Genomic DNA, 26,279 nt, shown 5'->3' with positions numbered 1-26,279 from the left:
GGTCTCAATAGTTCTTTTAAAAAACTTGTGCAAGAAGATTTTAGGCTAATCGTTGACTTAGTTTCAGTTCTCGCCGTTGCCGCCTGTGGTGGGCTGTTGGCATCGCTGTTACGACAACCTGTGCTGCTGGGGTATCTCATAGGTGGGATGATTGTCGGCCCAGCCGGACTGGGGCTGATTAAAGAAGTGATTCAAGTAGAAACTCTGGCTCAGTTTGGGGTCGCCTTTCTATTGTTTGCTTTGGGAGTGGAATTTTCCTTTGCAGAACTGAAAAAAGTAAAAGCGATCGCTCTGGGAGGAGGCGGGCTACAAATTGCCCTGACGATTTCGATCACGGTTTTAGTATGTGGGCTGACAGGAGCCTGGGGAGCCTTACCAGCGAAGGGCGTATTTTTGGGGTCAATTTTGTCCTTGTCTTCTACAGCAGTTGTTCTGAAATGTTTGATAGAACGCAACGAAACCGAAACTCCCCACGGGCAAGTCATGTTAGGCATTTTGGTAGTGCAGGACTTGGCTTTGGGGCTGATGATCGCAGTATTGCCAGCCCTCAACCAACCAGCCGAAACTATTGGCATAGCAGTGCTGACAGCGCTACTACGGATTGGTTTATTTGCCGCAGGTGCAGTAGCCGCAGGCATTTGGGTCATACCCCGTTTGTTGCGACTACTAGCCCGCACCGAAAGCCGAGAATTATTTTTACTGGGTGTAGTAACGCTGTGTTTAGGCATTGCCCTCCTAACTGAATATTTGGGGCTGTCGATTGAGATGGGGGCGTTTGTTGCCGGTTTGATGATTTCGGAAGTGGAGTATGCTGACCAAACTCTAACTTATGTAGAGCCGCTGCGAGATATTTTTGCTAGTTTATTTTTTGCCGCCATTGGCATGTTAATTGATCCAGTATTTTTGTGGAACAACCTGGAATTGATTTTAGGGCTAGTGGCTATAGTTTTCGTAGGAAAATTTTTAATTATCACGCCCTTGGTAATGCTGTTTCGCTATCCTTTGAAAACAGCTTTAATCGCTGGTTTAGGACTAGCTCAAATTGGGGAATTTTCCTTTGTTCTTGCCAGTGAAGGGCAAGTTCTGGGATTAGTGTCCCGAAGAATATATTTACTAATTTTGGGAACCACAGCAGTCACACTGATAATTACCCCCTTTGTGCTGCGGTTAGTACCATTTTTATTTAACCTTGCTGAATCAATGCCTTGGCTAAAACCATATTTAGCTGGAGAAGGTCAAGCACGGGATGTATCGGAAGATTTACCATCGAAAGATCATATAGTAGTCTGCGGCTATGGGCGAGTCGGCAGAAATTTGGTGCGGTTGTTGCTACAACATGATTTACCTGTGGTCGTTATCGATCAATCAGAAAGGAGAATTCAGCAGTTGCGTGAGGCAGGTGTACCTTATGTTTATGGCAACAGTGTGAGTTTCCACGTTCTCGAAACAGCTGGAGTAAATTACGCCAGAGGTATGGCCATTACCCTTCCTGACCCAATGAGCATCCGTCTTTGCTTGAAACGGGCTTTAGAATTACACCCAGAATTAGATTTGGTTGTTCGTGCTACCCAAGATAAAAATATTGAAGTGCTTTATCAATTGGGAGCTAGGGAAGTTGTACAGCCAGAATTTGAAGCCAGCATTGAAATGGCAACTTATCTGTTAACTGGCTTAGGCTTGTCGCCAGTAGTGGTGCAACAAGAAATGCAGCAAATTCGCAATGATCATTATTTAGATTTACGCCCGGAGCGTTCTGCATCAGAGGTTTCCCGTGATTTACGGCAAGCAACCCGTGATCTTAATCGCCGTTGGTATTCCCTGCCACCGGCTTCTCCCCTGATTGGCATGAGCTTAGAAGAAGCGGATATACGCTACTTAACAGGGGTAAGTTTGATGGCAATTCGTCGTTCTAGCGGCGAAGAAATAGATTATCCCAACGCCCAAACTAAATTAGAAGAGGGCGATCGCCTTTTGGTGGTAGGAGCAACCGAGGAAATAGCTGCTTTGGAAGTATTCACAAAAGGACAGGTGGCTGTTCCTGGAGAAAATAGTGCTTGTCAGTGGATTACAGTTAATTCTGATTCTCCAGTACTCGGTAAAACCCTTGCAGATTTAAATATCCACGAGGAATCTGAGGTAAAAGTGCAGGCGATGCGGCGAGATGGTAAATTTATCCGCTTTCCTGACAACAAAATGGATATACGAACTAATGACCAAGTGCTGTTATGCGGTAACTTGCCAAGTTTAAATCAACTACAACCATTGTTTGCTGCCACCAACAAAGTGCCTCTATCAACGCCAAAAGTGAAAGCTAGTGAACCACAACCCCTTAAAGATTTTATGCCTACGGATAAACATTAAGATCAGTTCAAGGACTAACTCTTAGGCTGGAAGTAAGCGATCGCTTGTTTCCAAATCGTCGTTTGCTGATTGTTTGCATCTAGAATACACACACAATTTGGATCTTGCCATGAAACCTTACCTGTTAGCAGATCGCCTGTTACTAGTTTGAACTCTATCACTGCTGCTTGTTTAATCAGGTTTTGCAGTTGCCGGATACTAGGTAGTGTCGTATCAAATTCAGTGGTATGCATTTTTGGTAATGATGTATGTATAAATTAGGGGTTAGGGAGCAGGGGAGCAAGAAGAGGGGGGAAAAGGTTAAAGGGTAAAGGATGAAGAAACAAACCCTTTAACCCTTCCCCTTTCCCCTTCTTCCCAATGCCCCATTCCCAATGCTCAATGCTCAATTCCCTAATCATTGATAATTCATCATAGAGAAAATGGCAATCGAATTTACTAAGTATCACGGTTTAGGAAACGACTTCATTTTAATTGACAATCGTTCGTCATCCATGCCAGTACTGACTCCAGAGCAAGCAGTCAAGTTGTGCGATCGCCACTTTGGTATCGGTGCTGATGGTGTGATTTTTGCTCTACCTGGAGAAAATGGCACTGACTATACCATGCGAATTTTTAACTCTGATGGTTCAGAGCCAGAAATGTGTGGTAATGGCATTCGCTGTTTAGCTGGGTTTTTGGCAGATTTAGAGGGCGAATCTCGAAATAAGGACTTATATCACATTCATACTCTGGCTGGTACGATTACGCCCCAATTGATGGCTGATGGCCAAGTCAAGGTAGATATGGGTTTACCCAGACTGCTGGCTGGGGAAATTCCCACTACCATTGCACCCGCTGAAGAAAAAGTAATTAATCAACCTTTAGAAGTAGCGGGAAAAAGATGGGAAGTTACCTGTGTCAGTATGGGAAATCCCCACTGTATTACCTTTGTGGAAGATGTGGCAGCAATTCCTTTGGAAAGTATAGGCCCTCAGTTTGAACATCACCCAAGTTTTCCCCAACGCACAAATACTGAATTTATTCAAGTGGTGCGTCGCGATTACCTAAAAATGCGGGTGTGGGAACGAGGCGCTGGAATTACATTAGCTTGTGGAACTGGTGCTTGTGCTTCTTTAGTAGCTGGTGTGTTGACTGGAAAATGCGATCGCACAGCAACTGTAGAATTACCTGGTGGCCCCTTACTAATTGAATGGTCAGAAGTAGACCAAAGGATTTACATGACTGGTCCAGCCCAGCGAGTATTCACTGGTAATATCACGTCCAGTTGAGGACTTTTCATTAAAACTTAATAACTAATTTGCGATCGCATTTGTCAAAATTTCAGTTTCCAGGTTGAGCAAGTTTTTTTTGCAGTGCGATCGTATAACAGGGAACAGGGAACATCAAAGATAACATATCTTAAGCTATTTTTATCAACTCTTTCTTCCAAAATCAATATTTTTTATTCAGGAGAAAAGATAATGACAAGTTTTAATGAGTATCATCTCGACCCCAAACAATTTCCTTTTCTCAAAAGCTTTCAAGATAACTGGCAAGTGATTAGAGATGAATTTACAAGCTTTATTAATCATGCATCTAATGAAGAACTAAAATTTACCTACGATATTTTGGGCCCTAAAAGTAAAACAATTAAAACCAAGGGCAATGCAAAATACAGTGCTTTTGGTATTTTATTTCAAGGAATATTTATTGAAGAATATATTCAATTGCATCAAATCAGATACCCTGATTATGAGCAAGATGATGCATCCAAAAAAGCACTTATCTTAAGAGAAAAATATTTCCCTAATCTGGCTAGGGTAATCAAAGAAGTGAATCATATCAATGATGGTGTTATTAGAAACGTGTATTTTGGTACATTTTATCCAGGCTTGGATATCAAGCTGCATGTGAACTATAACCCTCATACAAATCGTGGTTATTTAGGATTAATCGTGCCAGAGGGAGATGTGGCTATGAAAATATGCCATGAGCAACTTTATTGGCATGAAGGAAAATTCATGGTTTTAGATCATAGCTATCCACACTGTCCACATAATTACACCAATTATGATAGAACCGTTTTGGTTGTAGATTTTTTTAAACCAGATAAGCCTAGAGATGAAGTAATAAAATTTGAAAAAGAACAAGTCACACAACGGATGCAAGATAATCCTTACAGTTTAGGTGTTTTTGGTAAAAGCGATAAAGCTCAAGTAGAAGATTTTATCAAGTATGGTCTAGCTCATCAGTTAGAGTGGGATAAAGCCTTAGAAGCTAAATTCAACCAAGTAGCATAAACATCAATATTTTTCAAACGTTCAAACAAAAAATAGAAAACTTTTAGCCTTCTACTAAATTCCAGAAATAACCATCTGGTGCAACAAAAGAAAAACTCTTTTCTCTAAACTCATTTTCAATGATGTTTGTAAAATTGTGTGCCTGACTTTCCTTGATGCGATCGCAGTAAGTCTGTAATCCGCGCACGCGGTAGGTATAAAGTGACATTCCCAAGCTACCCGGTTGCGATGCTTCCATTTGAGATTCTAAGTTAATGGCATCAGGAAACCGAATGACATAAAGTCTACCACTACGTGCAGCCATCAAGTCAGACTTGGAAGAACGGGGGTCATCAAAGGTAGTAACAATAAATTTTTCACCAGGTTTGAGGTCAAAAAGATCTCGGCCTGCTGGGGAAGATTCATAACTAGTTTCGACATCATCACGCACACGCAGCAAACCCAAAACATCTTCATAAAATTTCAGGCTTTCTTTGCTGTCATCTTGAACAATAATCCCTATATGGGTAAACTGACTAGTCTTGAAAGCAGCAGTGTGATTAATTTCCCCATAATGGGGAAGTGCATAACCAAACCGTTGAAATAAAACTTGGCGAGTTAAAGGTTGGAGTAACAACATTTCCCGCACTCCAACCGCCGAATCTGTAAAAGGTCGGCTTTTTCTTTCTTTGTTGTATATAACTTCCCAATAAGGGTAACTGTATTTAATAGCCCAACCCGCGGCTTTTGCATCTTCTGCATGATTTAAAACCGCTAACAAATCGGCAGTTAAGGTGGTAGACCAGCGGTTTCCTTTAACTTTCATTGATGCTAATCCCAATCCTTGATTAGTGGGATTTTGCCAAACCATCAACCTAATCAAACCATGATCTGCATTTTGATGGTAGAGACGAATTGAACGTAAACAGGAATTCACCCCATATAATTGATGAGCAACATCAGCGGGTAATTCACCAACTTGACCAATGCGATAGCCAAATTGCTCCCAATATTGAATCGCAAAAATAGGATCTGGGATACCAATACAGACTTCGTAGATACCCGCGATCGCAGTTTCTTCACCCTGATTCATAGAAATATAAAACCCGCTGAATATCAGCTGCTAAACAACTACCGCTTCTGCTTGTTTTTCTATTTTGTTTTTCGCTTCCTCTGCGAGAAACTGGGCTACTTGTTCATTAATCTCCCGTTTAACAATTTCGCGATACTCCACAAAATGCTCAATTTGGGCGCAAACTGCTAAATAGCTACTTAAGCCACCGGGATTATAGCGATACATCAACCCCAAATTCCGCCAAAACTGCCAGCGGGTTTTACGAACAACACCTTGTCGCCAGCAGATGGTTAATAAAGCACGAATTGTTACCCAATTAATCGGTTTCTTTGCACCTTTACCTTTCTTGGGATAAGTCGCCTCACCCAAAATTCGGTAGTGGCGATAGGCACGATCTAAGAATTTTGCTGGGTCGTATAATTGCCAAAATGCATCGACATACTCACTGGCAATTTCCTCTAAGGGACGAGTTGGTACGTAATTCATCAACGTGGTTTGGTTGATGTTGGCTGACTTAGTACGAAGTCGCCCTTCCTTTTCTAAGCGATGCCAGAGGGCTGTATCAGGCAATGCTTGCAACATACTGAACAGCGCCGTAGGAATTGATGTTTGTTCCACAAATTGCACAATTCTTGCACCTGCACCCGCCTTCTCGCCATCGAAGCCAATAATGAATCCTGCCATCACCCGTAAGCCTGATCTGGCGATCGCATTTACTGCTTCACTTAGAGAATCCCTAGTATTTTGGTGTTTTTGGGTCAGGGTCAAACTGGCTTCATCTGGCGTTTCAATACCCAAAAAGACAGCCCCAAAATTGCACTGCACCATCAAATCCATTAATTCTTGGTCGTTTGCTAAATCGACTGAAGCTTCTGTAGCAAAGGAAAATGGATATTGGTGTTCTACCATCCAAGGTTTGAGTTCTTTTAGAAAGAGTTTGACGTTACGTTTATTACCGATGAAATTGTCATCCACCATGAAAATACTGCGTCGCCAACCCAATTCGTAAAGATAATCAAGTTCTTTAAGCAATTGTTCTGGTGCTTTCGTGCGCGGCTTGCGACCATAAAGCACAATAATATCGCAGAACTCGCACTGGAAGGGACATCCCCGCGAAAACTGTACCGACATTTCCGCATAGGCATCAAATTCCAACAAGTCAAACCGAGGAATCGGCGTATGGGTAACATCCGGTTTTTCACCATTGGCGCGGAAAGTTCCAGATTGATCGCCCCGTGCGATCGCTTCAATAAATAAAGGTAAAGTTATCTCACCTTCATCCAAAATCAAATAATCTGCCCCTACATCCGTCACCTCGTGAGGTAATGCAGTTGCGTAAGGGCCACCCACTGCTACCCTTTTACCCCGGCGTTTCGCCTCTTGGATTTGCTCTAATAAATCTTCCTTTTGCACAATCATGGCAGATAAAATCATCAAATCTGCCCAGTCCCATTCAGCTTGGGTAACATCACGCACGTTGCGATCAACTAATTTAAATTTCCATTCCTGGGGCAAAATAGCAGCAACCGTCACCAATCCCAGTGGTGGCAGCATAGCTTTGCGATCTAGCAATGCCAACGTCTTCTCAAACGACCAAAAACTTTTTGGAAAAAGGGGATACAGGAGCAAAACGTTCATCAAAAAACCTCCAAAAACTGCATCCACTCGTGAGACGGAATGGTGTATACAACATAACATTTGCTGGAGAGCAAGATACACGCTGATTGACTCAAATTATTAAAATTTAGTGCCCTAGTTTTACATTACACCTATTGCAAAAGTCTTAAAGCGCCCTCAGACTTATAGTCTAGGGTTAAACAAAGTTTACCAAAGCTTTGCAGATTTCGTTGTTATAGCAGCGGCTTCAGTCATCGAATACTTTTATGAACATCTATTAAAGTATAATTTTTAGATGATAATTCAGAGAAATTTTAGGATATAAATAATTTTTTAAGAGAGACTAAAATCATTTAATTATGTCTATAAATATACAAGTTTCTACATGAAAACTTAATATATAGTCTGTTGATATTTCAATTGCTAAAGTAGAATTTAGGAGTCAAACAAATAAGGATTTATTTGGACATAATTATGGCGAGGATACTAATTTGTGACTTTCATTTTAGTGATGTAGAAACATTTCTGCATGATTTGGCTCCAGCGCCAGCAAAAAGTGTATTGGGTGGTTTTCCTTATGCTCGTGTATTGAGTATCCATGACGGCATAAATCGTAAAGAAACTCAATTTTTTGGTATAGGCAGCAACCACGATAATAACTATAACTCTGTAGACAATTCAGATAAAGTTTCCATTTGGGCATAATCATGACTAAAATACTAATTTGTGACTTTCATTCAAATGAGCTAAAAACATTTATACATGATTTGGCTCCAACGCAAACAGAGACTGTATTGGGTGGTTATCTTTATGCTGAGATCATGACTATTCATGACGGCATCAATCGTGTAGAAACTCAGACTTTTGGTGCATACAGTACCCACGATAATAACTACCACTCTGTAGACAATTCAGACCAAGTTTATATTTGGGCTTATCCTTATGGGTGGAAAGGATAAAATCCTTCCGACTTAACTGGATACAGAGCAACTGAATTTATTCGTGTAAGGGTCAATCCCAAAACCTAAACCTATAATTGGTTGACGCGAGAAAAGTCTTAGTGTCCACTGTCGATGCTTAAAATTTCAAAAGCGGATGATCATCAGATCTCGCTTTAATGAATGAGAGCGAAGTACATCATTTTTTTAACTTATTTGGCGACAATTCTGCTCCACGACAGTAGTAAAGCTGTTCATAACCTGACCTAGAAATTAACACAATGGCTAAAATAGCAATTTTCGACTTACATCCTGTTGATGCAAAGCCGTTTTTGCATGACCTAATTTCAGCACCAATAGACGTTACATTAGATAGTTGTTTTCAGCATTTGTGGGGTGGTAACTCAGAGCTTGATTTAACCACTGTTCACGATGGGATAAACAACACATCATCTACATCTAATGGCCCTTTCGGTATATATGACAATAGTCTTTTTACCCTTGACTTTTCCAGATTGACTATTAATTTAATATTCTGGATAGTCTAAATTATTTGACAATTACTAGTTGACTTTACAGCAATGTGCAAATAGATATGACTATTTGCACATTTTTATCAGCCTTTATCGGTGGACTTTTGCCAGAAATCTAATCAAGAACACACTATAGTTAAGCTCACTGGTTATACCAAGTTTTACGCCACTGCTTCATTTGGTTAATTTCTGCATCTTGGGCATTGATAATTTTTTGGGCTAATTGCTTGATTTCTGGGCGTTTAGATTTACTTAAAGCATTTTGTGCCATAAATACAGCCCCTTGATGATGAGGAATCATGGCATTGATAAAACGTAGATCAAAATTAGCATCAGCTGCGCCTAAATCCATGCTCATCATCATGGCTTTCATTTGATCAGACGACATTGCCATTGTATGACCCATTTGAGCGCTATAAGCCATTGGTTTATCTCCTGCATCAGGATACCAAGCTTTTCGCCACTGCTGCATTTGAGTAATTTCTTGATTTTGCGATTTAATAATATCGTCTGCTAGCTTTTTGATTTCAGGACGTTTTGATTTTTGCTGCGTTTCTTTAGCCATTTCTAGTGCCCCTTGATGGTGGGGTGTCATAGCATCAATAAAGCGTAGATCAAAATCAGCATCAGCTGGGCCTAAATCCATTGCCATGTTGTGATTCATGCCATTACCATGTTTCATCTGCTGCTTGTCGCTGGTGTTGGTAGTGGGTGCATTTGAAACTTGGCTTTGATTTGAAGAAGCATTACCAGAACAGGCTGTGAGTAAGCTACCCATTATCAAGGTCAACGCCAAAAAGCCATTTCTCAAAGACAGGAGTTGCATAAGTATTATCTAAACAGTTACCTAATTCTATATTTACGTTTAGAAATGAAATCAGGATGAAATGTTTCTAACACATTAATTAGAGAGTCTTTACTTGCTGAAGAAAGGAAGCGATCGCCAGTATAAAAAATGACTACTAATCAATTATATTTTTCCGATAATATCGTGTAAGCTTCATTAATTAAGTGCATTTTATCTTGTGCTTGTTTTTGCTGTTGTGACTTACTAATAAATAAATCTGGATGCCATTTTTTGACTAAATTTCGATAAGCTTGTTTAACTTCAGCCAAAGAAGCATTTATTGGTAATCCTAAAATGTTATATGCGCGAGCAAATTTATCTTTTTCTACCTGCGTTTTGGGTTGTTTTGGTGCTGTTTTGGTTTGATTTGTTTGTTGCTGTTTAGCAGTATTAAAACCAGGAGAACGCATTTCGGCTTTCATCTGTGCTATTTCTTCATCAAGTTCCCAATTACGAAATTTCGCCTCCACTTCTGCTGGACGTGCAGAAGGTGAAGCTTTTGGAGGTGGCGGAGGTGGAGAAACTTGCTGACGTGGAGGTTCTACGTTTGTGTGGTTATTTTTTGTGCGATTTTCTTGTCGTTGCTGTTCACGAGGATTTTTAGTTGAATAAGTCGAAACTTTTTCTGGTTGAGGAAAATACTCTCGTTTAGTGTTGCTGCGTTTGAGGATTTCTGGATAAAGTTGATAGTTTAAAGAAATTTTCGCTGTTTCTAATTCTCGTTGCAACTGATTAAAACTATTTGTTAATTGCTGTAATTGTTCACGCTTTTGGCTAACTTCTAATGGTTCTTGGCTAACTTGAAAGTAAATAATTTTTGTAGCTTTATGCTCATAACCTGCAAGTATTGACAACCCTTGCTCACTAAAGTCAGAAAAATAATCTTCAATCGCTGCTATACAAACTTTGGCAACTTGTTGATGATAAGATTCATTTGCTACTTTTTCATCTTGTTGTTGAATATTTTTGTTTAATAAATAAGAAATACTACCTACAACAGCGGCTCCTACAGGGCCACCCAATAACCAACCAATACCACCCCCAACAGCTATGGAACCAGGTTCGCTCAAATCATCGCTATTGCCGGGTCTGGGAGGTAATGTTACCTGTGGTTCACTAGGAAAAGAAATTGATAAATCTTCTGGTCGTTGTGCTTGGAAAAAACTATAAGCTTGATAAAGCCATTTCACTACACCCAGTTGTAATTCTGTGAGGTCTTTTTTTAAAATATTTGTTTGCCAAGACTTAAAGTTATTTTCTGCCAATGCTACTGCGGCATCAGCTTGATATTTTGCCAGTAAATTGGGTAAAGATAGCCACTCACGTATTTCTCTACTGCTATTAGTGAAGCCTTGGTTAATTAAATTAGCAGCTTTTTGCTTAATTTCAATTTTAGAATTTTCTTTTTCATCAAAAGATTTTATTTCACTTAATATCGGATCAATTTTAGCTTTTAATGATTGTTGAATTTGAGCAGCGATCGCCTCGACTCTGGGCAAGCGTACATCGCCACGATTTTGTTGTAAAATGCCTACAGTATTTTGCAAAGCTGCTTCAAAAGCGACTAAACCACTACTCGTTGCAGCAGTGACATCACCTTTTAATCTGGCTCTTAATGCAGGTAAAGCATCAACGCGATATAAATTACTAAATCCTGGAGGTAATTTTGCTCGAAAACTTTCTGCAACAAACAATAAACGATTTTGAACTTGCTTTTGCTCGTCTGGTTCAAGTAAATTAATAAAATTAGCTACAAAAATAACTGTTTTAATCCCACGATCTAAAAGCCAATCGCGCAAATTTTCTCGTTCACCCAAAGTCATCAACTTCCGTGCATCTAGTAACTGAACTACTAAATCTACACCTAAAAGTTGTTCCTTAACTAAATTATCTTGTTCTTCTCTGTCATTGGTTCCTGGTAAATCAACAAATTCTACACCAGTTTCCAAAAAAGGATGGGGACAAAAAACTTCCACAGATGCGACATCTTTTCGCATCTGTCTATTACCATCCAAAATAGCAAATTGTTGTAAAATTTCCGTTCCACTGCGGTAGACTTCTGTCCCATCTATCAACATGATCCGAGTCCGCACATCAGAACCATATTTAACAGTAATCGCCGCGCCTGTTGTGGGAATTAAATCAATGGGTAACGTGCGATTTCCTAACATGGCATTTAGCAAGGTAGACTTGCCATGATTAAAGGGGCCAAAAACCGCAATCCGAAAGTTAGGATTAATTAGATAATTACAAATGGAAATTACATTTTGATGTAGTTGTGATGTACTGTTTAAGTCTAGTAAATTAGACGCGAATTTGAGAGATACTGCTAAATTTTTATAATTTTCAATTTGTGACATATTTTTATATTATATTTAATACCATAGATAAATGCAGATCCACGATCTGCATTTATCTATGATTTTAGTTGTTTAATTTAACTATAGTAAGCTAATAGGTTGCTATACGCCGCCTCAATTTTTTGTAATTGAGCTATGACATCTTCCTGTAAGCTTTTCAACCGTTTGAACTCGCTCTCACGATTAATTTCTCTGGTTTCTTTTTGCTTGACTAAATTATCTAGCTCAGATTTACGAGATACAATATCATCGTTAATCCGTTTATTTACTTCTCTTTCGTAAGAGTCAAAACACTCTTTCACTGCATCATATACAGTCTGTGATTGTTCATGTGCTACTTGTGGTAGATATTTCACTAGCTCTTTTTTGGCAGTTTTTACTAACTCTTTACGAGCTTGATCTGCTTGCAAAAATCCTACTCCCAAGCCTAAGAGAGCAAACCCAATTGGCCCCAGAAAAACGCCTGTTACTGCTGTAATTATCCCGCCAACACCAATGACAGTAAAGTAATTTAATAAAATATTTTTCCAATCAAATCCAGCGCCGGCTAGTGCTACGCCGGCTAAGTTTCCTTTCGACAAAGATAATAATCCCATTGCCCATTTTGCCCATCCAGGAGAGTTACTATCTTCTGTGGTAGCGGTGGCGTTGACTTGGACTTTTTGTCCAGTAAGCTTTTCTGTGATTTGATCTGTTACTTGACTATAAGATGTACCATACTGCACAGCACTATGAGAAAGTTGTTTAAAAGCTGAATTGATATCTTTTTCAGCAGTTAAAGTCCAAGCAGCAAATTTATCAGTGATGTATTGCTCAAAGGCTTTTTGTAGTGCAGCATTAAATGCATCTCGTTTACCACTACTGAGGAAATCAAACAGATTTAATTCTGGCTGATAGCGTAAAAAATCAGTTTCAAAAGTATTACCTAAATTTAAAACATAGCTACGAAAAGATTCAGAAACTGCTCTAGATTGTGTGTCTCTTGTATTGATAATTTCTTTTTGAAATTGATCTCGAATACCTGTAAGTTTATTAAACTCTGGTTCTACTGAATCAATCCGTTTTTTTAATTCATCTACATTTTGATCAAGTAATGGTATGCGTCTTGCGACTGCTTCACGGATATGATTGACAGCTTGTCTGGCTAAAGTTCTGGCTTGGCGGAGTTCTGCGATCGCGCGTTCTCTGGTGAGGAAAATATTCAGCGCTCCCATAAACGCAGGAAAGCCGGTTCCCGTTAAGTCAGCTTGAGGATTTTTTAACCGCCTTCTTAGTGCTTGAATTGACGAAAGTTCAAACACGCGTTCGTCATAAATATTCTGACCATCTACATAACAATATTCTGCTAAATTAGCGCTGAATACTTGGCGTAGTCTATCTTCAGCAGATGCTAACTCATCTACATCGTCAGGATCAATCAATGATTCTCGCACCTGATCCCAGGCATTAATTAAGAAAAAAACTGTCAGTCCCCGACCTTTGATATAATTTTCTAAGTAGCGGCGCTCACCCAAAGTACATGGTTGTGAGGCTCTCATCACAAATAGAATTGCATGGCAATTATTGACATAACCTAACGATAATTCGTTACGTGCTTCTGTATCATTTAAGCCTGGACTATCGACAATTTCAATTCCTTTTTCTAACAGTGATAAAGGATACTCAACTACTGCATAATCAACATCAGGAAATGCTTGTTTTTTTTCTTGTTCTAATTTTTTGGCTTCAGTCGGATCAATCGTGTATTTATATTTAAAGCTTTGAAAATCTAGTTTTTGTGGACTTTTACCATCATTAAAATGTATGGTGACTGTTTTTTCAGCACCATAGCGTAAAATTGTTAAAACAGCGGTACAGGGATTAACATCGCTTGGTAATAAATTTTCTCCAATTAAGGCATTGAGAAACGTACTTTTCCCTCGTTTCATATCGCCTAAAACCAAAAGTCTAAATACACCTTTTTTGAGGTTTTTACTAGCTATGACAATATCTTCAATATCTCGCTCTAGGCTGAGTTTTCCCGATGAATAATCTCCAGTTAATTCAGCTTGATTGATTGTTTCTGCCAGTTGATTTAAACATAAAGAGATATCTGAACGTACTTGAGAAACACGTTCTAAATCTTGCAGAAATTTATCAGACGTTACTTGATCGGTCATACTAATTACACCCTACCTAACTAAGGTTTATGGTTTTTAGATTCAAAAAATAGTTTGTAAGATACTCCTACCAACACTGCGACAATCAAAATCCCAGCCAAAGCAGAGGCTATTCTGACCGCAACCAGCGCCGCTACACCTAAAGCAAATAACTTTCCACCGAGGATAACTTTTTTCATCCACGGTTTGGAGGAGTTTTCTGGCTGATGCTTAATAGTTTTATGAATAGGTGTATTGGAAACATGGATATCAGCTTCCATTTCCCGGAGCCGCAATTCAACTTCTCGTTCTCGTAGTATGCGTTCTCGTTGTTCTAGTTCTTTATGGCGATCGCCTTGAGATGTCATCGGTATCCACCCTATATAGGACAATGAAATGATGTTAACACTCACTCATCAGTCTCATGTATGTTAGCTTACATAAATATTTGGCAACCACAGTAAAATTACTCTCGTAGCCTTCATTACTTAAGAAACATAGCCTAGAAGTTGGATTCCACTAAATACACTCGTTTTCCGGAAAATATGAATAATCTGAGTTTTTTTTCTGATTACCTAACGGCTAGTCTGCGTTTGGCTGTACCCTTAGCATTTGCAGCTTTGGGAGGATTGTACTCTGAACGGTCGGGAGTACTCAATATTGCCCTAGAAGGTATGTTGCTGACTGGCGCTTTCACTAGTGCTGCTACTACTTTATACACAGGAAATCCTTGGATTGGCATCCTTGCTGCTTTGATTACTGGGGGATTAGTGGGTTTACTTCACGCTTTTTTGTGTGTATCTTTGCATGTTGACCAGCTGGTGTCAGGTTTAGCAATTAATTTGGTAGCTGCTGGATTAACATCATTTTTGGCGCGGTTGGTGTTTAGCGGTGGTAGCACCCAACGATTACCAGGAATCGAGGCAATAGTCATTCCCGGACTTGCTAACCTTCCTATAATTGGAGCCTTGCTATTTCAACAAGATATTTTCGTATATTTACTGCTAATTTTAATTACTTTGAGTATGTATATTTTGTTTCATACCAGCTTTGGTCTGAGTTTGCGGGCTGTAGGAGAGTATCCTCAGGCTGCTGTTACGGCTGGGATATCTGTGCAAATGGTGCGATACTGCGCTGTAGTGATGAGTGGCTGTCTTGCCAGCTTGGGAGGAGCTTATCTGACTTTAGTACAAATAAGATTCTTTACAGAAGGCATGAGTGCTGGTAAAGGATTTATTGCGATCGCAGCATTAATTTTTGGTAGATGGCACCCTCTTTACAGCGCTTTGGCTTGTTTGTTATTTGGTGCTACAGAAGCTTTACAATTGCGAATTCAGGCATTAGGTGCAAATATTCCCTATCAATTTCTGGTGATGCTACCTTATGCGATCGCTCTTTTGGCATTGGTGGGATTAGCTGGCAAGTCTACGCCTCCAAAAGCATTAGGTATTCCTTCTTTTACGGATAATCATAAGTTTGATTAAATACTTAACCAATACTTAAGAGTAATTACAATTTTTCAGATAGACAAAATGTATATTTATAAGGATAATGTCAATATTTGCTTGATACTTCCATTCGCTTGTTATTGTTTACCTTAACGTGAGCGTAGACACCCAACCTAGGGAATTACAGCAGATTGCAGGTAAATAAAGTACAAATTTTCATAACAAAGGCATATACAAAGAGAGTTTTAACCCTGTTCCCTGCTGTATATACAAATTAGTTTATGTCAAGCCGCACTCCGCCGCATGAAGGAAACTTTGTTAATCGCCAAAGCACACATTACAAAACATGACTTTGCTAAAAAGTCATTCATGAAATTGCATATTAACAGTCTAGGTATATAGCCTTTTATTAAAGGTGAGTATTTGCTTATGGATGAACAGCCCTTGATTTTAGTTGTAGAACAAAATCTACATAATTTAGAACTCCTAGATTCTCACCTTAAAACATTAAACTTTTCGTGCATTTGTGCTAAACAAGGGGTAAGGGCAGTGATATTAGCACAAACTCATAAACCTGACCTTATCCTGTTAGATATGATGTTGTCTGATTTAAGTAGCAGCCAAGTAATTGATTACCTCAAGCAAGACCCAAAAACCTCAGCAATCCCAATTATTGCACTAGTACCTTCAACATTAGCATCCAAATACAATCGACGTATCTCTACAGGCGCTGATGACTATATCACCAAACCCTATGATTTTAGTAAATTAGAAGTTGTGATTATTAGACATCTCAATGGGCTAACTTTCTAAAGTTTGCTTGAGGATTGCAAACTTTAGATAACTAAATTTTATTATCAACTTATTTTGTGCCAAACAAGCGATCGCCTGCATCTCCTAAACCAGGAATAATGTAGCCATGTTCGTCTAAATAATCATCAATAGCAGCAGTGTAAAGAGGAACATCAGGATGTGCTTGACAGAAATGTTCAATACCTTCTGGTGCTGCCAGTAAACAAACAAACTTAATTGATAAAGGATTAGTTGATTTTAATCTTTCTACAGCTGCAACAGCAGAATTTCCAGTGGCTAACATAGGGTCAACAACAATCATATCCCGCTGCTCAACATCATGAGGAACTTTGAAATAATACTCTACAGCAATCAATGTTTTGGGGTCACGATATAAACCAATATGTCCCACCCGTGCGGACGGCATCAACTCCAGCATTCCATCCAAAATTCCCTGACCTGCCCGCATAATAGAAACTAAGACCAGCTTTTTATCTGGTGCAAGTATCGGTGCATCCATCGGGGATAGTGGGGTTTTAATCAGTTCATATTTTAGCGGTAAATCTCGCGTGACTTCATAAGCTAACAACAAACTAACTTCTTTGAGAAGATTGCGAAATTTTGTCGTACTGGTTTCAGCTTTACGCATGAGAGTTAGTTTATGCTGAATCAACGGATGTTCAATAATTGTTACTTGATTTTGCATGTTTTAATTAATGATCAATTTGGTAAACTGCGTTAAGACTAACATCTATAAATTATCGAAAATATAGTACAAAAATTCAAAAATATTGCTGTGCTAAGATGGTGCGTTAGCCTGCGGCATAACACACCCTACTAATTCCTTTGATTACGAATTACGAATTACGAATTTTAAAATACCGTGCCGTCGCTAGCAATTTGTATTGGTGGTTCCCCAGATGTTCTAAGTTCAGCGGCAATTTTTCGCCCTGCTGTCCAGGTTCCCCCTTGCAATATTTTCACCAGTGGTAATTCTTCAGCACTCATACCTAACTTTTCGCGTACTGTGACAGCAATCTGATCTAAAAGAATCACAGTCAAAGCACGCCATTCAACTATAACTTCTGATGCCACAGAATAAGATGAGTTGAATATTTCTGGATATTTAGCACTGATTAGCCCCAAATCCAAACATAATCCCCCATTACGATATTCTGGTAATCCAGTGAGAGTATCTAACCCAGTAATTTCTAAACCGAGTTCTTGTAATGGTTCTAATAAAGAATATGTCAGCCATTGAGAAAGTTTGTGAAATGGCACGAAGCCATCATCAGCAACGGCTGGATGTTGCCAAACATCACCAAGATTTACTCCGTCAACTTCTAATCTTCCTGGCCAAATGTCACTAAGTCCTTCTAGAATTAGACTTAACACCGTTGCAGCGGCTAACTGCTGATTTTGAGATTTTTCCCAAAGATAATTTACCAAATTACCCGGACGAGGGTTTTTATCCCCAAACAAATGGGGTGAAGAGATTAGCACTTGACCTAATTTTTGTAATAACTTACATCGTCCAAAAATACCTACTAAGGGATTTTCTGTATTTACTTGCAGCCCTTTAGCGAGTTCTATTTCTGTTAATGTTTGCAATCTAAAAGCATCAGCTTGCGGTAAACTATTGCTAGAAAAAGTCCCTTGACAAAACATTTGGAAGCTAGCAACAGCTAATCCTTCAGAACGCCCCAAAATTAACTTAGTTTCTTGCTCATAATAACGCCAACTATCGCCTGCACCAGCATCTAACAACACACTGATAATTGCTAAATCAAACTTGGCAGCAGCTTTTTCTAAAGGCGTGAGTTCTGCTAACTGAGTATTTAATTGGGCTAATCGCGGTACACCTTTGGCTTCAAAGTGCCGCCAACGACTGTGAAAGGGAATTTGTAGATTTGGGTATTCGCAACGCATTACCTCAATCACATAATCTGCGACCTTTCCCAACTGAGTCAAATCACAACTAAAATGAGGCGATTGACCTGCATTGACCCATGTAAACACTTGCCCACAGCGTTCTCTAATAGCAGTCGGGGAACGAAGATAGGCAATTAAGTCTTTCGCCTCTGCGGTTTTTATTTCCACTTTTGATTTAACTCCACTGCTGATACACCCCAAAACAAAGGATGAAGGATGAGACTAAATACTTCATCCTTGACACTTTAGCCTTCTAACGATCGCCCCTTAAGATCAGCTAACCCATCTGCATCTAAAATATCTCCCGTGGTGTAATAACCGGCAGCTTTTTTCGCTTCAATTTCTACCCGTGCATCTTGAGGAATCAAATCTTCTGGAATTGCTACTCTTTCGACAATCTCAATTCCAGATTCAGTAATAGCGTTGTACTTCATGTTACTCATTGACACCATACGGTCAATGCGGGTTATACCTAACCAATGCAACACATCTGGCATGAGTTCTTGAAAGCGCATATCTTGCACACCCGCGACGCATTCTGTGCGAGTAAAGTAAGCATCAGCGCGATCGCCTCCTTCTTGACGCTTGCGGGCATTGTAAACTAAGAATTTCGTTACTTCGCCTAAAGCCCGGCCTTCTTTGCGGGAATAGACGATTACGCCTACACCGCCTGACTGTGCTGTTTGCACGCATACCTCAATGCCATGTACTAAATAGGGGCGACAAGTACAAATATCAGAACCGAACACGTCAGAACCGTTACATTCATCATGTACACGTACAGCTACGGGTTTATGCGGATCTGTAATTGCACTCAGATCACCGACAATATACACCGTCAAACCTCCGATGGGTGGTAGAAACACTTCCAAATCCGATCGCGTCACCAGTTCTGGAAACATCCCCCCAGTTTGTTCAAATAAAGCCCGTCGTAAATCTCCTTCTGATATGCCAAAGCGCTTGGCAACTCCTGGTAGATACCAAACAGGCTCAATGGCAGCTTTGGTAACGACTAAATCACCATTGGCCTTCATAATCTGACCATCCACCTGCAAGCGTCCTTTGCTCACAGCATCTAGTAGTTCTGGCATATTGATATGAGCTTGGGTGATGGCGATCGTAGGGCGAATATCATAGCCCTGTTGATAATAAGATGCAAATACCTCAGATGCGATCGCCCCAAAAGGATCGAGAGAAACAATCTTTTCTGGATCAGCCCAACTAGGATGAGGGCCAATATGTGCCACAGGCGATGTATTTGTTAAATCTGCCCGATGATCAGACTGCAAAGCCCCGCTAGCAACTGCTAAAGCCCGATAAATAGCATAACTACCAGAATGAGTACCGATGACGTTGCGATGTGTCTGCTTAGCTAGTGTTGCAATTACTGGGCCGCGTTGCATCGGATCGGCTGCTCCCCATTTAATGGGAATTGGCTTAGGCCCAAAGCGACTGGGATGGGACGTGAGAACAATATGCCTGGAAACACTCTTTGGCTTGGGCATAATCATTGATCTTTTTGTAATGTTTTTATGAACTATTAGTTACTACGTATTTGTCAACTACCAATAGTCAGTTCTTGTTTTCAAAAGTTTGGTATCCTAATAACCAATCAGTTATGACTCGATATGTTGAAACTCGTATTAATAGTATTGCTTAATACAAGAAATAACACATAAATTGCTTAACCCGCAATTGTTGGGTGAGAATTTTAAAGAGGTCTTTAAAAATGACTTAGTAGATTTCGTGCAAAAATTGATAGGTTTATACAAAGATACAATTACCAATTCCAAATTCATGGATTCTTTATCTATAAATTCTTTACTTGAAGATTTGAAAAACCCCGATCTCGTAGTTCGCGAGCAAGCAACGAAGAAACTATGGCGAATCTGGTTTCAGCAAAAGGGAATTTACGGACTAGAAAGAATTGACCAGAGTCAAAAGTTACTTGATGCTGGGGAAATGAGTGAAGCCGAAACTATGTTGACAGCACTAATCAAAGATCAACCAGATTTTGCTGAAGCATGGAATCGGCGTGCTTTTCTTTACTACAGCATGGGTGATTATAAACAATCACTAGCAGACTGTCAGATGGTCATTCAAATTAATCCAGTACATTTTGGGGCACTTCATGGTATGGGTTTGTGTTATGCCGCCCTAGGACGGTATGGGGATGCTATCAAAGCTTTTAAGCGCGCTTTAGATATTCAGCCTTATTCCTTGGTAAATCAAAAGTTGATTTTAGAATGTACACTCAGACTCAGCTAAGACAAAAGACTGCATTTTATTGTTATATGTATCTTTCATAACCTTTGGAATAAACTAAGCCGCACAAGCAGAACATGGAGGATTTTACCAAGCGATCGCTGATCTAATATGTCACCATCAAAGGGAGTCCAGTCGATTTTTATGGGTTATGGCTTTGATGCCTTAAACCTCATAGCATAATCAATTCCCAAAATTGCGATCGCGGCAATCTTCTAAAAAGACCCACAGTGTCTCGTCACCCATCCCAACACAGCAATTAAATTTTCCTTTTATTAGCAACAAAACCTCGGCATAACAAGGCTATGTACATCAAAATGTAAAAGCCAAAATAATATGGAATTATCGTTTCTAGTACAGATAAAAAATAAGGCGTTCCTGAATTGAGGTATGAATATCAAAATTTTCATCTCTCAAACTCTTCCTCTGTGCGACTTTCTTCTCCTGACGGAGACGCTACGCGAACGGGTGACGCTCTCTACGAGACGCTACGCGCTAAGCGCAGCTATGCCGTAGGCTTTACGCAAGCTGGCTACCGCAGCGCTAGTTCACTGCCCCTCTACGTGAGACAGATTCATACTTTTACTCAGCAACGCCAAAAATAAGGTATTGCAGTAATAATTAACCTTCTTTGATCTGAAGATAGAGGAAAAGTTAATAATCAGGATTCAAGGATTCTTCAACTAACAATTGTGTTTCTGCTTCTGTAGTTTCAGAGCGTACAACTTTACCATGTTCAAAAAACCGTGACATCCAGGGTAAAGCAACAAGAATACCTGCTAAAACTACTAAAAATACGGATATTCCAAAAATTTGGTCGCGAGGAATTTCGAGTACACCACGTAAAATCACTTCTCGCAAAGCAGAAACAATGGTAATCTCTACTGCTGCCCCTACAGATATATGCTGTGCTTGTAAGTAATCAAGTAACAAACGGAATAATTCTACCAAAATCAAAATAAACAAGATATCAGATGTGACTTGCCGTAAATCTAATGGATGCAAAAATGACAAGAACATATCTCTTAGCCGAATCAGCATCACGCAAAATAAACCAAGGGATAGAGAGATAACAATAATGTCTTGAAAAATCTCTAAATTACTGACAATTCTATCTCGCTTAAACCAATTATTTAATTCTTTAATTATCCGTTTTGGCATCGTAGCTCCGGATAGTCTAGATTCGTTAATTTATATAATAGGCAATTCAAAATTATAAAAGTTATTACTGATAACTTTTTGAGAACTAAAATACTTTCAAATTCTCATTATTTATAATCAATAAACTAATGATTAAAATTCAACTTTGACAACTCTTACTCTTTGCGGGGCAGTCGCTACCCTGCGGGTTCCGCTTTAGCGGTAAGCTAAATAGACATCTACTTAAATCACCAGCCATATTGGGCACTAACAAGCTACTTAGTGCGTCAACTATCTTGCTGTGCTAGGTCTGCATCAGTTGATCTGATGCAAAACTTCGAGGCGCTGCTTGAATAAACAACCGCTAATTAACCAGTTCTCTAGTAAGTATAAATGCTTGTAGACTAATGGCTAGTAGATTCCATCATAAAAGCGTGCAAAGGCACATATCGGTAGCTAACGCATCATTCAAACCTATGAAATTAAGTTTTCTCTACCCAGGTTGGCTAAGTAGACATGTAGCTGCTTGTTGTCAGACATTGCTAAAATGCCTTTTCCCGCTTCTGGTTTTGATATCGTTCGTGACGGTATTGCTAGTGGATAACTTCACTCCTGCTACTGCACAGCTACCCCGTCAAGAAATTCGCGGGGTTTGGATGACCAACAATGATCTTAACGTCATGAAGGATCGTGCCAAAGTTAAGGATGCCGTCAGCCAATTGCGGCAAATGAACTTCAACACAATCTATCCTGTAGTGTGGAATTCTGGCTATGTCATGTATCCCAGTGCTGTAGCGCAACGTACAGGTATTCAACCCTTTGTCTTTCGAGGCTCAGATGGTCATGATATTCTTGCAGATCTGATTAACCAAGCCCATCGCCAAGGACTGCTGGTGGTTCCCTGGTTTGAGTTTGGTTTTATGGCTCCTCCAACATCAGAGCTAGCATTAAATCATCCAGATTGGTTCACCCAAAAGCGGGACGGTAGTGAAACTTCAATCAGCGCCGCTGGTGAAGTGATGTGGCTCAATCCTTTTCATCCACAAGTGCAGCAGTTTCTCACCAGTCTTGTGATCGAAAATGTGAGTCAATATGATGTCGATGGTATTCAGTTTGACGATCACATGAGTTTACCTCATGAATTTGGCTACGATAAATACACGGTTAATTTGTACACTCAAGAAACCAAAAAAAATCCTCCTACCAATCCTCAAGATCCTGATTGGGTGCGTTGGCGGGCAGATAAAATCACGAAGTTTATGGTACAACTCAACCAAGCTGTGAAAGCCAGAAAACCCAAGGCGATTTTTTCCGTTTCACCCAATTACTATGATTTTGCTTACAAATTTCAACTGCAAGATTGGCTCGCCTGGATACGGTTGAATATTGTAGACGAGTTAATTGTGCAAATTTATCGTCCTGATCTGCAAAGTTTTACCGCCAATATTTCTCGCTCAGAAATTCAAGAAGCCCAACAAGTGATTCCCACTGGAGTTGGTATTATGGCAGGGTTGCGAAATCGTCCAGTTCCCATCCAACAAATTAAATCCCAGGTACGAGCTGCTCAAGGACGCGGTTTGGGTGTAGCTTTCTTTTACTTTGAAAGCCTCTTGAATTATGCCCCAGAACCCTTAAGTGAAAGACAGGCTGGATTTCAAGCTCTCTTCCCTGCTCCTGCATATCGCTCTGCTATGGAATAGTTTGACGATACAGCAGTTGCTTTTTGCCAGATACTTGTTTTGATCATGGTTCTGTATCCGCTTTCAGATTTTATTGATTGCAATTCTACTATCAGCAACTTATCTCCTAGTTATTACTATGAAGGGTGTTGTCCTCAAACTGGCGATCGCCTGAGATTACCTCGGACTTTTTTGGCAGAAGCGATCGCCTATAATTTAATGCAACATCTTGCCAACAATCACCTTTATTCTCGTGAGGGCAAAATGTATGGGGTATTGTTGGTTGAACTATCTACTGGCGAAAAACGGGTACTAAAAGCTTTTTCTGGTCTTTTGAACGGCAAAAGTGTAGTTGAGGGATGGGTTCCACCAATTCCAGGTAGAGATGAAGTTGCTCTAGAGGAAGCCCAGACTTTAGCTGAACTGAATGCCATCAAAGAAGAATTGATTACTTTAAAGCATCTACCACAATGGCAGCAATACGAAAGCTTATGCCGTGAATTTGACCAGCAGCTACAAATAATTAGCGATCGCCATCGACATTGCAAACATCAACGACATCAAAAACGCCAGCTAATCTGCGAAACATTAACTGGAGAAGCCTTAACTGCTGCTCTTGAACAACTCGACACCCAAAGCCGTCAGCATAAAATTGAGCGACGACAACTAAAACGCCAGCAAAATGAAGTGTTGCAGCCCCTCAAGCAGATGATTGCAGCAACACAAGTGCGGATACAAGAGCTAAAACAACAACGTAAAGCACTATCTTGCCAATTACAAGCTCAGATGCACGCCGCTTACAGCTTGACTAATTTTTCGGGGACATCTTTATCATTGCAGCAATTAATACCGACAGGTTTACCCACAGGTACAGGCGATTGTTGCGCCCCCAAACTGCTGCACTATGCAGCCACACATCATCTTAAACCCTTAGCAATGGCAGAGTTTTGGTGGGGTTCTTCCTCAGCGAAGCAAGACAAAATCCAGGGACAATTCTATGGAGCTTGTATAGAACGTTGTCAGCCGTTGATGGGGTTTTTGCTTTCAGGATTGAAACTTAATCTAGGCGGGGAAGTAAACATATCTATTATTTATGAAGACGAATGGCTGATTGCTGTCAATAAACCCGCCGGGTTATTATCAGTTCCTGGTCGCTATCGCGATCGCCAAGATAGTGTGCTGAGTCGTTTGCGTAATTTGTTACCAGATGGGATGGCACTTGCAACTGTGCATCGCCTTGATCAGGAAACTTCTGGTATTTTATTGTTAGCACGCGATCGCCTCACTCATCGTCAACTAAGTCGGCAATTTCAACAACGACAGGTTCACAAGGTTTATGAAGCCATACTTGCTGGTGCGGTAAATACTGAGCAAGGTGTAATTGAATTGCCACTATGGGGAGACCCGCAAAATCGCCCTTATCAACAAGTTGATTGGCAACAAGGTAAACCGAGTGTGACTCACTTTCGAGTCGTAGCCAGGGAAGGAGGCTGCACTCGTGTAGAATTGACACCGCTAACAGGACGTACCCATCAGTTAAGGGTTCATGCAGCCGATGCACGAGGACTTGGGGTAACTATTTTAGGCGATCGCTTTTATGGATGTGGTGCTGTTGCTGATCGGTTACATCTCCACGCTAGGGAACTTTGCTTTGAGCATCCGCAGTTAGAAAAAACTTTGCATTTACAAGCAATTACACCATTTTGACTTTGTATCAACAAATACTTCTAATAATAGATGACTTGATTCTAGGAAGAGAGATAATTCTGAAGTGTTTAATGAAGAAATTATTCCATGAAAACTAGAAAACTAGGCAAACAAGGGTTAGAAGTTTCACAGTTGGGACTTGGTTGCATGGGGATGTCTGAGTTTTACAGTGGTCGGGATGAACAAGAAGCGATCGCTACCATCCATCGGGCATTGGAACTGGGGTTAAATTTTCTCGATACTGCTGATATGTATGGGCCTTTTACCAATGAGCAATTAGTAGGTAGGGCAATAAAGGCTCGTCGAGATCAAGTAGTCTTAGCAACCAAATTTGGTAATGTTCGTACCGAAGACGGTGGTTGGAAAGGAATTAATGGCAAACCCGAATATGTTCATCAAGCTTGCGATGCTTCACTCAAACGTTTGGGAGTAGAAGTTATCGATTTGTACTATCAGCATCGAGTTGATCCAAATGTGCCGATAGAAGAGACTGTCGGAGCAATGCAAGAGTTGGTGCAACAAGGTAAAGTGCGCTATCTGGGATTATCGGAAGCTGCCCCCGCGACAATTCGACGGGCGCAAGCAGTTCACCCAATTACCGCCCTACAAACAGAGTATTCACTGTGGAGCCGTGATCCAGAAGATGAAGTTTTAGCGACTGTACGGGAATTGGGAATTGGATTTGTTGCCTACAGTCCCCTTGGTCGGGGATTTTTATCAGGAGCCATCACACGTCCTGAAGACCTTGCAGCAGATGATTACCGTAGAAATAATCCGCGTTTTCAAGGCGAAAATTTCTATAAAAATTTGCAATTAGTGGAAAAAGTCAAGGAAATTGCTGATGAAAAGCAAGTCACACCTAGTCAGCTTGCTTTAGCATGGCTAATGGCTCAAGGTGAAGATATTGTGCCCATCCCTGGTACAAAGCGACGCACCTATTTAGAAGATAATATTGCAGCTACCGAGATTGTTCTAACTCCAGATGATCTAAATAGAATTGAAACTGTCGCACCCAAAGGTATTACCGCAGGCGATCGCTATCCTGATATGAGTACTGTCAACCGATAAGTTTTCACAGCCATTAGCTGATTGAATTAGTTCTGAGCAACTGGTAAATTTGACTCGAAGGTCGGACTTTAGAACATGAATAATGGAGTAAAAAAGGCGATCGCTCTACCTTTGAGCT

Annotated in this window: 23 protein-coding genes; 12 read left to right on the top strand and 11 right to left on the bottom strand. The window is 40.2% G+C overall.

The annotated features are described in order from the left end of the window. Positions 1–27: 27 nt before the first annotated feature. Positions 28–2,361: a cation:proton antiporter domain-containing protein gene (locus I8751_RS01825; protein WP_214437458.1), complete on the top strand. Its 2,334-nt coding sequence runs from the start codon at positions 28–30 to the stop codon at positions 2,359–2,361. Positions 2,362–2,375: 14 nt separating this feature from the next. Here the strand turns inward: I8751_RS01825 and I8751_RS01820 are convergent, their stop codons facing one another. Continuing rightward, the gene (locus I8751_RS01820) at positions 2,376–2,594 is read right to left on the bottom strand and encodes an Hfq-related RNA-binding protein (protein ID WP_214437457.1); all 219 of its coding nucleotides are present in this window, start codon (positions 2,592–2,594) and stop codon (positions 2,376–2,378) included. Positions 2,595–2,783: 189 nt separating this feature from the next. Between I8751_RS01820 and dapF the strand changes: the two genes are divergently transcribed. Further along, on the top strand, positions 2,784–3,632 hold the full coding sequence (dapF, locus tag I8751_RS01815; RefSeq protein WP_214437456.1) for a diaminopimelate epimerase: 849 nt from the start codon (positions 2,784–2,786) through the stop codon (positions 3,630–3,632). Between the two features lie 192 nt (positions 3,633–3,824). Beyond that, positions 3,825–4,643, top strand: coding sequence for an aspartyl/asparaginyl beta-hydroxylase domain-containing protein (locus tag I8751_RS01810; protein WP_214437455.1), 819 nt, complete (start codon positions 3,825–3,827; stop codon positions 4,641–4,643). A 43-nt stretch (positions 4,644–4,686) separates the two neighbouring features. On the opposite strand, the gene I8751_RS01805 is transcribed toward I8751_RS01810, so the two are convergent. After that, positions 4,687–5,715 carry a VOC family protein gene (locus tag I8751_RS01805; RefSeq protein ID WP_214437454.1) on the bottom strand — a complete coding sequence of 343 codons (1,029 nt, stop codon included), beginning with the start codon at positions 5,713–5,715 and terminating at the stop codon, positions 4,687–4,689. A 30-nt stretch (positions 5,716–5,745) separates the two neighbouring features. Continuing rightward, positions 5,746–7,335 carry a B12-binding domain-containing radical SAM protein gene (locus tag I8751_RS01800; protein ID WP_214437453.1) on the bottom strand — a complete coding sequence of 530 codons (1,590 nt, stop codon included), beginning with the start codon at positions 7,333–7,335 and terminating at the stop codon, positions 5,746–5,748. A 453-nt stretch (positions 7,336–7,788) separates the two neighbouring features. Between I8751_RS01800 and I8751_RS01795 the strand changes: the two genes are divergently transcribed. From I8751_RS01795 to I8751_RS01785, 3 genes are all read left to right on the top strand, one after another. After that, positions 7,789–8,019 carry a hypothetical protein gene (locus I8751_RS01795; protein WP_214437452.1) on the top strand — a complete coding sequence of 77 codons (231 nt, stop codon included), beginning with the start codon at positions 7,789–7,791 and terminating at the stop codon, positions 8,017–8,019. Positions 8,020–8,021: 2 nt separating this feature from the next. Further along, positions 8,022–8,273 carry a hypothetical protein gene (locus I8751_RS01790; protein ID WP_214437451.1) on the top strand — a complete coding sequence of 84 codons (252 nt, stop codon included), beginning with the start codon at positions 8,022–8,024 and terminating at the stop codon, positions 8,271–8,273. Between the two features lie 260 nt (positions 8,274–8,533). Further along, positions 8,534–8,800, top strand: a complete 267-nt coding sequence (locus I8751_RS01785) for a hypothetical protein (RefSeq protein WP_214437450.1) — start codon at positions 8,534–8,536, stop codon at positions 8,798–8,800. 127 nt (positions 8,801–8,927) lie between these two features. Here I8751_RS01785 and I8751_RS01780 read toward each other — a convergent pair whose 3' ends face one another. The 4 genes from I8751_RS01780 to I8751_RS01765 form a co-directional block, all read right to left on the bottom strand. Then, positions 8,928–9,611 (bottom strand): DUF305 domain-containing protein, encoded by a 684-nt coding sequence (locus tag I8751_RS01780; RefSeq protein WP_214437449.1) that lies wholly within the window; start codon positions 9,609–9,611, stop codon positions 8,928–8,930. Between the two features lie 140 nt (positions 9,612–9,751). Continuing rightward, the gene (locus I8751_RS01775) at positions 9,752–11,992 is read right to left on the bottom strand and encodes a dynamin family protein (RefSeq protein ID WP_214437448.1); all 2,241 of its coding nucleotides are present in this window, start codon (positions 11,990–11,992) and stop codon (positions 9,752–9,754) included. 77 nt (positions 11,993–12,069) lie between these two features. Beyond that, the gene (locus tag I8751_RS01770) at positions 12,070–14,151 is read right to left on the bottom strand and encodes a dynamin family protein (RefSeq protein WP_214437447.1); all 2,082 of its coding nucleotides are present in this window, start codon (positions 14,149–14,151) and stop codon (positions 12,070–12,072) included. 20 nt (positions 14,152–14,171) lie between these two features. Next, positions 14,172–14,498 (bottom strand): hypothetical protein, encoded by a 327-nt coding sequence (locus I8751_RS01765; RefSeq protein WP_214437446.1) that lies wholly within the window; start codon positions 14,496–14,498, stop codon positions 14,172–14,174. Positions 14,499–14,675: 177 nt separating this feature from the next. On the opposite strand from I8751_RS01765, the gene I8751_RS01760 reads away from it, so the two are divergent. Both I8751_RS01760 and I8751_RS01755 read left to right on the top strand, forming a co-directional pair. Further along, positions 14,676–15,614: an ABC transporter permease gene (locus tag I8751_RS01760; protein WP_214437445.1), complete on the top strand. Its 939-nt coding sequence runs from the start codon at positions 14,676–14,678 to the stop codon at positions 15,612–15,614. A gap of 393 nt (positions 15,615–16,007) precedes the next feature. Next, the gene (locus I8751_RS01755; RefSeq protein ID WP_214437444.1) at positions 16,008–16,391 is read left to right on the top strand and encodes a response regulator; all 384 of its coding nucleotides are present in this window, start codon (positions 16,008–16,010) and stop codon (positions 16,389–16,391) included. A 49-nt stretch (positions 16,392–16,440) separates the two neighbouring features. On the opposite strand, the gene upp is transcribed toward I8751_RS01755, so the two are convergent. The 3 genes from upp to I8751_RS01740 form a co-directional block, all read right to left on the bottom strand. Beyond that, positions 16,441–17,076, bottom strand: a complete 636-nt coding sequence (gene upp / locus I8751_RS01750; protein ID WP_214437443.1) for a uracil phosphoribosyltransferase — start codon at positions 17,074–17,076, stop codon at positions 16,441–16,443. 167 nt (positions 17,077–17,243) lie between these two features. Next, on the bottom strand, positions 17,244–18,470 hold the full coding sequence (locus I8751_RS01745) for a URC4/urg3 family protein (protein WP_214437442.1): 1,227 nt from the start codon (positions 18,468–18,470) through the stop codon (positions 17,244–17,246). A 77-nt stretch (positions 18,471–18,547) separates the two neighbouring features. Then, complete coding sequence (locus tag I8751_RS01740; protein ID WP_214437441.1) at positions 18,548–19,807, bottom strand: GTP cyclohydrolase II; 1,260 nt, start codon at positions 19,805–19,807, stop codon at positions 18,548–18,550. A 292-nt stretch (positions 19,808–20,099) separates the two neighbouring features. Here I8751_RS01740 and I8751_RS01735 point away from each other — a divergent pair, with 292 nt between their 5' ends. Then, positions 20,100–20,570, top strand: coding sequence for a tetratricopeptide repeat protein (locus tag I8751_RS01735; protein ID WP_214437524.1), 471 nt, complete (start codon positions 20,100–20,102; stop codon positions 20,568–20,570). 651 nt (positions 20,571–21,221) lie between these two features. Here I8751_RS01735 and I8751_RS01730 read toward each other — a convergent pair. Further along, positions 21,222–21,728 (bottom strand): phosphate-starvation-inducible PsiE family protein, encoded by a 507-nt coding sequence (locus tag I8751_RS01730; RefSeq protein WP_214437440.1) that lies wholly within the window; start codon positions 21,726–21,728, stop codon positions 21,222–21,224. 386 nt (positions 21,729–22,114) lie between these two features. Here I8751_RS01730 and I8751_RS01725 point away from each other — a divergent pair, with 386 nt between their 5' ends. From I8751_RS01725 to I8751_RS01715, 3 genes are all read left to right on the top strand, one after another. Continuing rightward, positions 22,115–23,407, top strand: coding sequence for a glycoside hydrolase family 10 protein (locus I8751_RS01725; RefSeq protein WP_214437439.1), 1,293 nt, complete (start codon positions 22,115–22,117; stop codon positions 23,405–23,407). A 45-nt stretch (positions 23,408–23,452) separates the two neighbouring features. After that, the gene (locus I8751_RS01720) at positions 23,453–25,093 is read left to right on the top strand and encodes an RluA family pseudouridine synthase (protein WP_225893900.1); all 1,641 of its coding nucleotides are present in this window, start codon (positions 23,453–23,455) and stop codon (positions 25,091–25,093) included. Positions 25,094–25,180: 87 nt separating this feature from the next. Beyond that, complete coding sequence (locus I8751_RS01715; RefSeq protein WP_214437438.1) at positions 25,181–26,161, top strand: aldo/keto reductase; 981 nt, start codon at positions 25,181–25,183, stop codon at positions 26,159–26,161. Positions 26,162–26,279: the final 118 nt, after the last annotated feature.

This window comes from Atlanticothrix silvestris CENA357 (assembly GCF_016056295.1).
Lineage (GTDB): Bacteria > Cyanobacteriota > Cyanobacteriia > Cyanobacteriales > Nostocaceae > Atlanticothrix > Atlanticothrix silvestris.
This window is presented reverse-complemented; position numbering and strand designations above follow the sequence as displayed.